The following is a 13,737-nucleotide window of genomic DNA, read 5'->3' as shown; positions in this document are numbered from 1 at the left end:
AATTATCCTAAGCACAGTTAATTTATTTTTCTACTGGCTTATAACCTTCAATCTCAACTTCTTTACCTTCAAACAAAAAGCCAACCATTTGCTCTTCTAAAAAAGTACGATGCTCTGGATCCATCATGTTTAAATGCTTTTCGTTGATCAGCATAGTTTGTTTATGCTGCCATTGCCCCCAGGCTTCTTTAGAAATATTATTAAAAATTTTCTCACCAAGTTCACCAGGGTATAACTGAAAACCAAGGCCTTCGGCCTCTTTTTGTAACTTTTGACAAAATACTGTACGTGCCATGATTGTTCCCCTTAATGCTAAATATAACGCTATTCTATACTATTGCCGTAATTTGTTTAACCAACTTTTTAGTCGGTGCCGCTAACCCTACTTCTATTGATTGATCGAGTGGATACCACACCAGCTGCTTGTCATTAACAACATCCGGGGCTTTCTCAATATTAAGTACATGCGGGTTAATCGTCAGCTCAAAATGTGAAAATACATGAGTAAAAGGCGTTACTTCATTAAGGTCTCTTTTAAGCCCTTGTTGCGCTAAAAAAGTTTCGAGCTCGCTGTACTCATTAAATTCAAAAAATCCAAATAATCCGCCCCAAATACCACTGTTCGGGCGCTTTTCCATGAGCACCTTGTCGTTATGCTTGATAATTAACTGGTGGCAGCTTTTTTTAGGCACTACTTTTTTAGGCTTAGAGTGAGGAAACTCCTTAACTTTACCAGCGTTAAACGCACCACAACGGCTATTTAATGGGCATGCCTCACAATCAAAGCGACTGCGCGAACATAAGCTTGCACCTAAATCCATCATAGCTTGATTAAACTCTGTAACATTATTTTTAGGAGTGAGTTGTTCACTTAAATGCCAAAGCTGATTTTCTACTTTTTTAACCCCATACCAGCCTTCAACCATAAAAAAACGAGCAAGCACTCTTTTAACATTGCCATCAAGAATAGGGTGATGCTGCCCCAAAGATAATGATAAAACAGCACCAGCAGTAGAGCGCCCTATTCCGGGTAAATCCATTACTTCTTCAAGCGTGCTAGGAAACTGACCTTGGTATTTATCTCGAACTATTTTAGCGGTTTTATGTAAATTACGTGCACGAGCGTAATAACCTAAACCTGTCCAATGATGCAGAACCAGATCTTCATCAGCATTTGCTAGAGCAATAATATCGGGAAAGCTTTGCATAAACTTTTCAAAATAAGGAATAACAGTGACAACCTGAGTTTGCTGTAACATCACCTCAGATACCCACACTTTATATGGCGTTTTAGCTAATTGCCATGGTAACGTTTTGCGCCCATGAAGGTGATACCAGTCAACTACTTGATTAGAAAACCAATCTGACTGCTGTTTTTTTAAATCCAACATAATTACTTTTTTACTAATGCTCAATGGCGGCTCAGTCTATTGTAGTGACTGAAAAGATCAAGCTATAACACCCTAATGCTTGTCAACCTAGCGCTGGTCAGGGATAATACGCAACCATTTTTAAACACATTGTTTTGTCAGGCCAATAATATGAGTGAATCAAGTAACAACAACCTTGAGCAAGCTAAGCAAGAAGGTAAGTATATCCGCACTATTCGCAGTTTTGTTAAACGCGAAGGCCGATTAACCAAAGGGCAAGCTGCTGCAATCGAAAAGTGCTGGCCAACAATGGGCCTTGAGCACAAAAACGGCCTACTTGATTTAAGCGAAATTTTTGGCAATGACAATGATGTAGTGCTAGAAATTGGTTTTGGTATGGGCAAGTCATTGGTTGAAATGGCAAAAAATGCACCACATCTTAACTTTATTGGCATAGAAGTTCATCGCCCAGGCGTTGGCGCATGTTTAATGGATGCTGACGAAGCTGGCGTTACTAATCTGCGTGTGTTTGAACACGATGCAGTAGAAGTTCTTGCCGACTGTATAAGCGATGAAAGCTTATCAACCTTACAGCTATTTTTCCCTGATCCATGGCATAAAAAGCGTCACCACAAGCGTCGCATTGTACAAACTGAGTTTGCTGAAAAACTTCGCTCTAAATTAAAAATCGGTGGTGTATTTCACATGGCAACTGATTGGGAAAACTACGCAGAGCATATGTTGGAAGTGATGCAAGCAGCTCCAGGTTACAAAAACCAATCTGAGACTAACGACTATGTACCCCGCCCTGATTTACGTCCATTGACTAAATTTGAACAGCGTGGTCACCGTTTAGGTCATGGCGTATGGGATTTAATGTTCGAACGTACTAAGTAACCGTTAATTAAATAATCAAGTAAGGTAAAGCCATTTATGAGCGTATTAACCAATCCAAGCCTACTATTACTTCGTAACAGTGAAGAGTTAAAAGGTAAATCAATATTGGTGGTCAACTTTGTTCAAGATGGCTTTTTAAATGAGCTAAAAACGCTCAACCCACAAAGTAAAATAACCGCTTTTAGTTATAACCACGCCAATGGTGAATTTGCAAAGAACATATCAGGTATTGATGTCACCGTAAATCACACTATTAATAATGGTGATTATGATTTGGTAATACTTTATTACCCTAAATCTAAACCTGAGCTATTAATGGCGTTAGACAACATACGCGCGGTGATAAGCAAAGATGCAGAGCTACTCGTTGTTGGCGAAAACAAGAGCGGTGTTAAGTCAATTGAAAAGCAACTTGCCGGTAAGGCCGAGTTCAGTAATAAAATAGACTCAGCAAAACATTGTGTTTTATATTCATTTTCAGAACTAACTCTCAATAGCGCGTTTGATATTAGTACTTACCATAAAGAGTTTACGGTAAGTGTAAGTGATATTGAGTTTACAGCGGTCAGTATTCCTGGCGTGTTTAATCATGGTGCGCTAGATGCTGGAACGAAAATGCTACTAGAAAATGCTCCTAACTTAAAACACGGAAAAGTCCTTGATTTTGGTTGTGGCGCAGGGCTTATTGCTACTTTTTTAGGTCTAAAAACTCCAGCTCTGACATTTACCTGTAGTGACGTAAGTGCACTTGCTGCCTATGCAACAACACAAACGCTTAAGTTAAATAATGTAAACGGTGAAGCCATACTCAGTGATGGTTTAAATAATATTACTGGCAAGTTTGATTTAATTATTAGCAACCCACCCTTCCATACTGGGATTGCAACTGACTACAGCGTTGCGGAATCTTTTTTAACCCATGCAAAGCAACATTTAACTAAGGCAGGCAAACTGACTATAGTAGCTAATAGCTTTTTGAAATACCCACCTATTTTAGAAACCCAATTTGACAGCTACCACAGAGTATTTAAAAACAATAAGTTTGCCGTATACAGTAGCTAGAGTAAGCTATTAATATCCTATGAGAACATAAATTTGGGCTATATTCGCCACATATTTATGTTCTAAACTAAAAATAAAAAGTGTAATTAAGCCAATCTTTTTGCTTCATTTTTTTCTGTTTTTGCTAAACTACTACTTATAATATTCACAATTGACACGGATGACCTTTTCGCAATGCCTAAAACTGTAGAGCAAAATAGCATTCGTAGCATATTATTTAAAACTATCATGCTTATAACAACTATCTGTTTGTTATTATCGCTTTCAATTTCTACCTACTTAAGCGCGCAAGAGCAAAAAAAACAGCTCATTAGTAAACTTGTGTTGGTGTCTGAGATCATTGCATTTGACGCGATGCCCTCATTATTAAATAAAAATAGGCCTGCAGAAGAAAGACGCTTAAAGCTGCTTCAACAAGTATCATCCGTCACAAATTTACATATTTACGCTTTAGATGAGCAATCTAATAAGCCAGTATTTTTTACCAGCTTTAATGCCCGAAAATCACCACCAGTCCCCATTAAAACAGATAATATTAATGACTTTGCTGAACCACAAGTTAGTGACGAGTACATTGAGTACATTACCCCAATACTCAATAATGAACAGCTACTCGGCTATGTATATATTAGAGGCAGCTTAGATAACTTAAATCAGCTAATAACTAAAAAGATTATAATCGATATCGTTATTATGGCTTTAATACTTATTTTTATTTCTTTGATTATTTTAAGGCTACAAAAAAGGATTGCCAGCCCGATTGAAAACTTAAGCTTGTTGTTGCAAAACATAGCAAAAAAACATAATTACTATGCGCGTGCGCCCTTAACGAACCTAACTGAAATAACTCGGCTTTCTAATAGCTTAAATGTAATGCTTGCACGCACACAAAGGCAAATAGAGCGCCATGAAGAAGATAAACAAGAAATTAAGCAGCTAAACTCAAACCTTGAAGAGAAAGTGAGTCAACGCACTATTGCGCTCAGAGAGGCCAATAAAGAGCTGTTATCTACTCTAGAAAAGATGCACCAATACCAAACTCAAATTGTCGAAAACAAAAAAATGGCTTCATTAGGGCAAATGGTGGCAGGGGTTGCTCATGAGGTAAATACACCGATAGGACTTGGTATTACAGGCTCCACTTTATTGCGAGATAAACTCGCAGAGCTACAGGTTAATTTTCATAATAAATCATTAACCGCGAGTCAATTTGAGCAATTTACTAATGATGGTATTGAAAACTTAGACCTAATCTATAGCAGCTTAAACCGCGTTGCAGAACTTATTTCTAACTTTAAAAAAGTCGCGGTGCTCAAAGATGATGAAATAACCAGCACTGTTAATTTACAACACTTAATTAACGACACCCTACTGTCTATGGGGCAAGAACTAAAACTTAAAAACCCAAAAGTTCTTATAAATTGTCCAGCAGATTTAACCGTTGAAAGTAAAAAAGGACCATTACAGCAAGTATTCCATCAGCTTATTTTAAATTCCCTGCTGCACGGCTTTGTAGCTGGCGATCACAATGAAGTACAGATTGATATTGTGGTAACGAAAACAAAAACACAAATTACCTACACCGACAACGGGCTAGGTGTTGAAAACAGTATACGAGCAAAAATATTTGACCCATTTGTAACGTCAAAGCGCGGCCAAGGGGCGAGTGGTTTAGGAATGCATTTGGTTTACAATTTAGTGACTCAAGCATTAGCCGGAGAAATTGTGTTAGATACCGAGTATCAGCAAGGCGCCCGATTTATTATTACACTCTAAAAGCGAAAGAACTCTTTTACCCACTTGAATTACAACTTTATGACCATACTAAGACATGACTTACTAAACAGTTGTATCATTAATGCTGTATTTAACACAATTAAGGAACTTAATTGTGTTTTACATATCACATACATTGATGAAAAGTTGGAAAGTGATATAATTCCGTTTTGAATTAGTCTGATTATTTTAAGTATCTTTAGGTGGTTGATGGATGTATCAATTATTAAAGGGAAATGGCTTCGACTCTACAATTCAAATTATACATTCAACGTTAAGTATCAATTAAGCCGCGGTTTTTAATAATACGTCATAGTAGGTTTGGGCGCGCAGCTGTTTATATCTAATTTGTTTTTACTTGTTAACATTTAGATATAATCCTATAATTCTAGTAGTCGGCTCTGATGATCATGCCGATTTTATAAATAAAACACACTCCAAAAAGGTTAATTAAAGATGCAAACGCCAGTCATTCTGATCGTAGAGGATGAAGACGTAACTAGACTGAACCTCGTTAGTTTATTTGAAGCTGAAGGTTACAAAGTTATTGAAGCCATTGATGGCGATGATATGCATGATAAGCTTACAAATAACGATGACGTCAATCTTGTAGTTATGGACATCAACCTGCCAGGTAAAAACGGGCTTATTCTAGCTCGCGAATTACGCCAAAAACGCAAAGTTGGTCTTATTTTCTTAACAGGCCGTGACAACGATGTAGACCGTATTTTAGGTCTTGAAATTGGTGCTGATGACTATATTACTAAGCCTTTCAACCCACGTGAATTAACTATTCGTGCACGTAACTTAATTACGCGTACCGCACTAGGTGGTGAAGAATCAGCTATTGAAACCAATGGCGTGATAACCTTTAACGGTTGGGAACTTGACGAAAACAGTCGTTGCCTTACTTCTCCAAATGGAGATGCAAAACGTCTACCGAAAGGCGAATACAGAGCACTGCGTTTAATGCTTGACTCACCAGGTCGTATATTTAGCCGTGAGCAACTAATTAAACACATGACTGGCCGTGAGCTTCGCGCTAACGACCGTACAGTTGATGTTACTATTCGACGTATTCGTAAGCACTTTGAAAGCGACAATTCAACGTCTGAGTTGATCAGCACCATCCATGGTGAAGGTTACCGCTTCATTGGTAAAATCGACAGCTAATTAGTTTTTATTCTAATTGTTGTAAAAATAAATGAAGGGCCTGTTGTCCTTCATTTATTTTGTCTGCTAATTCATCAAGCCAAACTGTTAATACTTCATCACTTTGTTCCAGCGCACCATGCTCCATTTGCTTTGCATGCAACTGCACATCATTCAGACCTACCGAACCAGCGGCACCTTTTAACTTATGCGCAACGGATTTATATTCTTCTCTGTCTGCTGTTTTTAATGATTCTAATAGCTCATGTTGATATTGTGGATTTAGCTTTTTAAACAACTGACTACTGCGTTTAAATACTTCAACCCCCATCGAGTTTACAAAGTCTTCAATGGTTTCAATATCTAACAAGTCAGTATTTATTTGATTTAACAACTCTTGATTGACTACTCGCTGAGGAGCCTCAATTTGCGACTGTTTAATACCAAAGAGTTCAGCGAGCATATTATCTAATTTGCTGGTGTTTATTGGTTTAGCCAACGCTCCTTGAATAGAAATACCCTCAAGCTCTTCTTCAGCACTGCGGACATTGGCGGTAAGTGCCACAATAGGTAGCTGGTCAAAATGGCTTTGTGCGCGTATTTGTCTTGCTACTTCATCGCCATTAATATCAGGCAACTGCATATCAAGTAACACTAAGTCTAGGTCATCTTCGGTTTCTACAAACGATAAAGCATCTTCACCTGTTTCAGCCCACAACACTTCATGACCACGTTGTTCTAACAAATTAGTAGCAATTTCAGCATTAAGTGGCACATCTTCCACTAATAAAATATATAAGCTACGCCCTACATAACTATGTTCGGTAGGAGCACTACATAAATTCAGCGGAATTTGTACAGTAAAACAGCTACCCTCTCCTGGGGTACTATTAACAGTTATAATGCCTTTCATAGCACTTACTAACGCTTTTGTTACGGCTAAGCCAATACCTGAACCAATCGCATTGGTCCCTTTAAGATCAGGTGCTTTGTAGTACATATCAAAAATGCGTGTAAGTTGTTCTTGCGGGATCCCTTCACCGGTATCAAGTATTTTTATAATAAGCCATGGGCCATCTTCACGGTTTTCTCTACCGCAATCTAAGGTGACACTACCGTGCTGGGTAAATTTAACCGCATTATTAATTAAGTTCCATACCACTTGGCGTAAACGAGTGGGATCAAGTAGAGCATATATATCGAGTGTTCCAGAGCGTTTTACTTCAAAAGAAAGCTCTTTTTGCTCCGCAATGAGGCCTGCAAAGTTAACCACGTCATTAATAAAGTCAGAAACATTAATTTCGTTGGCAGCAATATCTAATTGCTCACGATCTATTTTATCTAAATCTATAATATCGTTAAATATATTACCCAGTGTCTCTGCACTTGAAAACACCGTATTACACCAACTACGCTGCTGTTTATTAAGTTCAGTATCCAATAGCATCCGAGTTAAGCCAACGATACCATTGAGCGGAGTGCGTAATTCATGGCTCAAGGTGGCAATAAATTTCCCTTTATCTTTATAAGCAGTTTCCAGTGCCTGCGCGGCTTCTTTACGGCTGGTAATGTCACGGCCAAAGGCGAGTAAACCAATGTAATCGCCCTGCTCATTTATGAAGGGAAGCTTTCTCAGTTCAAACCATCTTATTTCACCATTTACAGAATATTCTACATCGATAGTTAAACCTTGATGAGTGCGTTCAACCTGCTCATCGGTTCTTAATACTTCAGATAAAAAGTGGCTTGGAAATATCTCTTCTGCGGCTTTGCCAATTAATTCTCCACTGGTTTTGCCCATCACCTCTTCAAACATTTTATTACAGCCAGCAAACACCCCATTGTTATCACGGTAATAAAATAAATCTGGTGAGGAATCTACAATAGAGCGCAGTAACATACCTTGTTGTGCGAGCTCTTGTTGCGTTTTTTTACGCTCTGCAATTTCACGTCTGAGCTCTTCTATTGCCCTATGCTTGGCATGAAAGGCCATTTTACGTTCGTCAATTTCAATGTTTAAACGATTAATATTGTCTTTGAGAGTTTGATTTAAAAGCTTTTCTTGTTTTGTGGCACTATCTAAATAGGCATAAGAGGCATCAAGTTGCCGAATAGAGTTAAGCAGTACGCTAATCACCAGAGGAGAAACAACTGAGGTAAAAAATACTATAGCTAATATATCAACTAAGTTCACTTCCCCAATAGCAACATAGTAAAACATACTCGACAAAACCATCGATACTGTCAGTAATAATGCATAGCAAATAGCTGCAGTTTTAAACTCACCAAAACGAGTTATTGAACTGGAAAGTACTCGAACCCACGGGTTCAAAGAAGAATCTGTCATATATCAGTGTTTCTCTTGGCTAAATGCTTAGTTTTTATAAGTAAGTATGATTAAAAGCTAATTTTAGCATTTTCTATCAGCTATTTTCATGTTGTGCGATAAAAACAGTGAAATTTCATGTTTGCTGTTATTTGCTGCATTTCAGCAATTCTTTATTTAGTGTAAAATGTAATGTTTTAAACATTGCAAATAACGAGTAACGTATCATGCAAACGACTATGCCAGATATTGCTAACACAGCTGCAGCATTACAAACAGGTAAATTAGACTGGGTAGGTATGGGCGATATAGAGCTGCCTTTTATTTTTGAATCCCTTGATTTAGCTCCAGTTACTGTTAATGCAAAAGCTCGCGCTTTTGTTAATTTACACCAAGAAGATGCCAAAGGCATTCACATGTCGCGTCTGTTTTTAGCACTTGATCATCTCTCAACTGAGCAACAGGTCAACCCGCACACCTTAGCACAAGCACTAGATACCTTTATCACCAGCCATAAAGGCTTAAGCGATAAGGCACAAATCGAATTTAAATTTGAATTACCGCTGCGCCGCAAGTCATTACTCAGTGGTAAATCGGGCTGGAAAAGCTACCCTATTATACTTACCAGTACTATAAACCAAGGTGTCATTAGTTTTGAGCTAAGTGTTGATGTTACTTACTCATCAACCTGCCCCTGCTCTGCAGCTCTTGCTCGCCAACTGATCCAAAATGCGTTTAGCGAAAAGTTTGCTCAAGAAACACTAACTCAATCAGAGGTTTTAGAGTGGCTTGGAACAACTCAAGGCATTGTCGCAACCCCGCATTCACAGCGTTCTATTGCTAATGTTAAAGTAAAATTAGCAAATAACATTGAACAGTTTGATGTGATTAACTTAATCAATCTACTAGAAGATGAGCTTAAAACACCAGTACAAGCCGCGGTAAAACGTGAAGACGAACAAGAGTTTGCTCGTTTAAATGGTCAAAACTTGATGTTTTGTGAAGACGCAGCACGAAAAATTAAAACTACCTTAGAAGCAAAACAGTTTAGCGACTATTTTTTACAAATTAACCACTATGAATCTCTGCATGCCCATGATGCCGTTGCGATTGCAGTAAAAGGTATAGAGGGCGGATACACAGCACTATAAACACCAACGGTAACTAAAGTAACCATAACAACTATTTGGGCACATAAATTGCTTTAGAAAAGCAGTGTCAATTTGTTGTTATGGAGTTACCGTATGGAATTCGCTTTATTATTAATATTAGTGCTAGTTGTTGGGGCATCTGTAGTTGCGTCAAAATTTAATGATGACGGCGGAAACCCTTATCCTTTTACTCGTAAGCAAAGTGTATTTACCCAAGTAGAAGGGGCGTTTCTGAATTTATTAGAACGCGCTGTTGGCGATCAATATAAAATTGTTAGTCGCGTTAAACTAATCGATGTGATTGACTGTAAACAAGGTCTATCTGTCAAATCCAAACGTGCGGCATTGGCTAAAGCAAAAAATAAGCAGCTCGACTATGTGTTAGTCGACAAAGAAAAAATGACCATAGTGGCTGCGGTTGACTTAGTTAATAATGCCAACAAAGATGGTCACAAAGCACAGCGTGATTGGTTTGTTAACGGTGCATTAGAAGCCGCTGGCATTCCACATATTCGCATGAAAGTAAAGTCAGGCTACCGCCCAAGTGAAGTTCGCGATGCCATTATGTTTAAATTAGGCAAGCCTGCTAAATCACAACCTGCACGCCCGACTCGTACTAGAGCCCATAAGCCTGCGGTATTATCACCCTCTCAAGCAAAAGCACATTCAACCGCCCTTGCTGAAATATAACTACTGAGTTAAAGCAATCTATTAAAGCGAGCATTTTAAATGACTCGCTTTTTTGTTTTTTATAGCAGACTTCACGTATAATCAGGCTATTCAAACTTAGGAATTTAACACTATGAATGTTGGTATTATTGGCGCCATGGAGCCAGAAGTTAAAATTTTGCGCGAAGCGATGCAAAATCCACAGGTTTTAACCAAAGCAGGCTTTACGTTTTATACTGGTGAGCTTGCTGGTAATACTGTTACTTTAGTGCAATCAGGCATTGGTAAAGTTGCTTCAACTATTGCAACCACTTTACTTATCGATAACTTTAAGCCTGATTGTGTTATTAACACAGGCTCTGCCGGTGGCTTCGACCCTTCGCTTAACGTTGGCGATGTAGTGATTTCATCAGAAGTTCGTCATCACGATGTAGATGTAACAGCGTTTGGTTACGAAATTGGCCAAGTACCACAAATGCCTGCAGGTTTTTCAGCACACCCTAAGCTAGTAGAAGCCGCCGAGCAAACAATTGCACAAATCAGCGAAGTAAAAACGCTTGTTGGTTTAATTTGTACTGGTGACTCATTTATGTGTGACCCTGTTCGTATTGAAAAAACACGCAATGACTTCCCTACAATGCTAGCAGTAGAAATGGAAGGTGCGTCAATTGCACAAACGTGTTTTGCACTTAACACACCATTTGTTGTTATTCGCTCAATGTCTGATATTGCTGGCAAAGAGTCGCCGCAATCATTTGAAGAATACTTAGAAACTGCCTCTATTAATTCATCAAAAATGGTTGTGGCATTACTAGAAAAGTTAACGGCGGTTACGCTGTAAATGCTCAATAATATTGTTCAAAATCATTTGGACTTTATTATATTTATTTGTGCGCTCCTAGCTGAGCGCTTTTTACCTTTAGTTAGCTGGTATCACCCTAATCATATACTTTCTGCCATTTTTAACGCAATTGGCCAGCGTGTTTATAAAAAAACAGACAGCAAACAATATCATTATTTAGCCGCTTTATTAGCAAGCACACTTGTTCTAACTGTGATTATGATTATTGTGGTTTTACTGCTGGAGTTTGCCTTTTACCCTGAACTACTATCCGGTCTTATTTTATACTTGTGCCTAGAAAGTAGTAGCATAAATAAAAAAGCGATACGTATTGCGAAATTGACCAAAAAAATCAAAAATCAACTGCTCGAGAATTATTAAAACCACTAGTAGCCCGAGAAGTTAAGGCACTTTCAAACCCAGGGATTATTAAAGCGGTTATGGAAAGTGTCATATTAAGAACAGCACGTCATTATTTTGTAGTTATTTTCATTTTTTTACTATTGGGCCCCATTGCTACCCTCGCCTACCGCTTGCTTACCTTAATCCAACAAGCGTGGCGCACTGATATAGCTCCCGACAGCTCTTTTTTGACGCCGCTTAAACTGATTCTTTTTATTATTGAATACATTCCCATTCGGTTACTCGCGCTGACAATAGCTTCACTTAAAGCCAGTAAAAAAAGCATGCATTATATTAAGCATTATGGCCGACATTTTTATCAAAAAAATACAGGTTGGTTACTCAGTGTGTGCTCTGCATCTTTAGCTGTGCAACTTGGTGGGCCTGCTATTTATATTGAGCAGCGTTTCAATAAAATGCGGGTCGGTGTAGAGCGCTTGCCAAGTGCTGATGATGTGCCAAAGCTGCTCAACACCCTAAATCAAGCCCGTTTTTTTGGCTACTAATTATTATTAGCATTGAAATTATTAGGGCTGTTTAATCAGTTATAAAAAAACCAGCCGAAGCTGGTTTTTATACTTTTTGAAGTTTTAAGCTACGGTAATATTTGCAAACTTACGTTTGCCTACTTGGTAAATAGCGGTTGTTCCTTTTGCTACTTCTAGTTTAGTGTCGGTAATTTTTTCTTCACCGTTAAGCTTTACTGCGCCTTGCTTGATCATACGCATAGCTTCTGAAGTGCTCGCTACTAAGCCAGCTTCTTTTAGTAAGTTAGCAATTAAAATAGTGTCTTCATCAATATTAACTGTCAGCTCTGGAATTTCATCAGGCAATGCTTTTTTCTGAAAGCGCTGAATAAAGTCATCATGAGCAGCTTGCGCATCGGCTTCACTATGGAAACGTGCAATTAACTCTTTTGCTAATTCAATTTTAATATCGCGAGGGTTAGTGCCTTGCTCTACACGCTGTTTTTGCGCTGCAATTTGCTCAATAGAAAGACTACTTAGCAAGTCATAGTAACGCCACATTAGTACATCACTAATTGACATGATTTTACCAAACATGTCGCTAGGCGTATCAGTAATACCTATGTAGTTTCCTAGTGACTTTGACATTTTCTGAACGCCATCAGTCCCTTCAAGTAAAGGCATCATTAGTACGGTTTGTGGTTTTTGACCTTCATCTTTTTGCAGCTCACGACCCATTAATAGGTTAAAGCGTTGATCAGTACCACCTAGCTCAACATCAGACTCAAGTGCGACTGAATCCCAGCCCTGCACTAGTGGGTATAAAAATTCATGGATTGCGATAGATTGACCGCCAGCATAGCGCTTTTTAAAGTCATCACGCTCAAGCATGCGTGCCACAGTTTGGCGAGCTGCTAATTTTATCATTCCAGCCGCGCCCAATGTCTCCATCCACGTAGAGTTAAGAGCGACGGTTGTTTTAGCTGGGTCTAAAATTTTGAAAACCTGTTCTTTATAGGTTTCAGCATTAGCAAGCACATCATCACGCGTCAGCGGCTTACGGGTAACATTTTTGCCCGTTGGATCGCCTATCATACCGGTGAAGTCACCAATTAAGAAAATAACCTCATGACCTAAATCTTGAAAGGTTTTCATTTTATTAATTAGTACAGTGTGACCTAGGTGCAAATCTGGAGCCGTAGGATCGAAACCAGCTTTAATTTTTAGCTTTTTCCCCGACTTTAATTTTTCAACTAACTCATCTTCAATTAATATCTCTTCTGCACCGCGTTTTATCTCTGCTAGAGCGGTTTGTAAATCCACTGTGTGTTACTCCAAAAAATTCTGACAACGAAGGGGTGTAATATGCTCACGATTTATTGCTAGCGCGTTATAACAAAGCAAATAAAACTATTTAGCTAACATAACAAATTTCCACTTAATTAGAACAACTTTTTTAACTAATCGCAGCATCAACTATAATGCAGGGCGTACGTTCTAAAAAGGGATATAAACGAGCGATTAATAATACACTAGAAGTGTTTATAACAAACCAAAAAACAGTTTGTAAATTAATCACTTCTCGCAATTAAATCGTTTTAAAAGCTAATTTAACATTACGATG

At 38.4% G+C, this 13,737-nt stretch carries 11 protein-coding genes and 1 pseudogene; 8 read left to right on the top strand and 4 right to left on the bottom strand.

The genetic code is table 11. The features are described from left to right. Window positions 1–22 precede the first annotated feature (22 nt). Together AC0L7Q_RS02600 and mutY are read right to left on the bottom strand one after the other, a co-directional pair. Window positions 23–295, bottom strand: coding sequence for an oxidative damage protection protein (locus AC0L7Q_RS02600; RefSeq protein WP_008110439.1), 273 nt, complete (start codon window positions 293–295; stop codon window positions 23–25). Window positions 296–329: 34 nt separating this feature from the next. Beyond that, complete coding sequence (gene mutY, locus AC0L7Q_RS02595; RefSeq protein ID WP_413401295.1) at window positions 330–1,391, bottom strand: A/G-specific adenine glycosylase; 1,062 nt, start codon at window positions 1,389–1,391, stop codon at window positions 330–332. A 150-nt stretch (window positions 1,392–1,541) separates the two neighbouring features. Between mutY and trmB the strand changes: the two genes are divergently transcribed. The 4 genes from trmB to arcA all read left to right on the top strand — a co-directional run bounded on the left by trmB (window position 1,542) and on the right by arcA (window position 6,278). Beyond that, a complete protein-coding gene (gene trmB, locus AC0L7Q_RS02590; RefSeq protein WP_413401294.1) occupies window positions 1,542–2,267 on the top strand; it encodes a tRNA (guanosine(46)-N7)-methyltransferase TrmB in 726 nt (241 codons plus the stop codon). A gap of 36 nt (window positions 2,268–2,303) precedes the next feature. Then, entirely contained in the window at window positions 2,304–3,329 is a 1,026-nt protein-coding gene (locus AC0L7Q_RS02585; protein ID WP_413401293.1) for a methyltransferase, read from the top strand. Window positions 3,330–3,503: 174 nt separating this feature from the next. Continuing rightward, window positions 3,504–5,105 carry an ATP-binding protein gene (locus tag AC0L7Q_RS02580; protein WP_409424728.1) on the top strand — a complete coding sequence of 534 codons (1,602 nt, stop codon included), beginning with the start codon at window positions 3,504–3,506 and terminating at the stop codon, window positions 5,103–5,105. A gap of 456 nt (window positions 5,106–5,561) precedes the next feature. Continuing rightward, window positions 5,562–6,278, top strand: coding sequence for a two-component system response regulator ArcA (arcA, locus tag AC0L7Q_RS02575; protein WP_008110444.1), 717 nt, complete (start codon window positions 5,562–5,564; stop codon window positions 6,276–6,278). A 7-nt stretch (window positions 6,279–6,285) separates the two neighbouring features. Here the strand turns inward: arcA and arcB are convergent, their stop codons facing one another. Beyond that, window positions 6,286–8,604, bottom strand: a complete 2,319-nt coding sequence (gene arcB, locus AC0L7Q_RS02570; protein ID WP_413401292.1) for an aerobic respiration two-component sensor histidine kinase ArcB — start codon at window positions 8,602–8,604, stop codon at window positions 6,286–6,288. Window positions 8,605–8,810: 206 nt separating this feature from the next. Between arcB and folE2 the strand changes: the two genes are divergently transcribed. The 4 genes and pseudogenes from folE2 (at window position 8,811) to AC0L7Q_RS02550 (ending at window position 12,187) form a co-directional block, all read left to right on the top strand. After that, window positions 8,811–9,734 (top strand): GTP cyclohydrolase FolE2, encoded by a 924-nt coding sequence (folE2, locus tag AC0L7Q_RS02565; protein WP_413401291.1) that lies wholly within the window; start codon window positions 8,811–8,813, stop codon window positions 9,732–9,734. Window positions 9,735–9,827: 93 nt separating this feature from the next. Beyond that, window positions 9,828–10,424: a DUF2726 domain-containing protein gene (locus tag AC0L7Q_RS02560; protein WP_413401290.1), complete on the top strand. Its 597-nt coding sequence runs from the start codon at window positions 9,828–9,830 to the stop codon at window positions 10,422–10,424. Between the two features lie 112 nt (window positions 10,425–10,536). Then, window positions 10,537–11,244: a 5'-methylthioadenosine/S-adenosylhomocysteine nucleosidase gene (gene mtnN, locus AC0L7Q_RS02555; RefSeq protein WP_413401289.1), complete on the top strand. Its 708-nt coding sequence runs from the start codon at window positions 10,537–10,539 to the stop codon at window positions 11,242–11,244. Continuing rightward, window positions 11,245–12,187, top strand: a pseudogene (locus AC0L7Q_RS02550) (cobalamin biosynthesis protein CobD/CbiB). Between the two features lie 49 nt (window positions 12,188–12,236). Here AC0L7Q_RS02550 and tyrS read toward each other — a convergent pair. Further along, on the bottom strand, window positions 12,237–13,436 hold the full coding sequence (gene tyrS / locus AC0L7Q_RS02545; protein WP_413401287.1) for a tyrosine--tRNA ligase: 1,200 nt from the start codon (window positions 13,434–13,436) through the stop codon (window positions 12,237–12,239). Window positions 13,437–13,737: the final 301 nt, after the last annotated feature.

The organism is Pseudoalteromonas sp. KJ63-1, from assembly GCF_055808145.1.
This window is presented reverse-complemented; position numbering and strand designations above follow the sequence as displayed.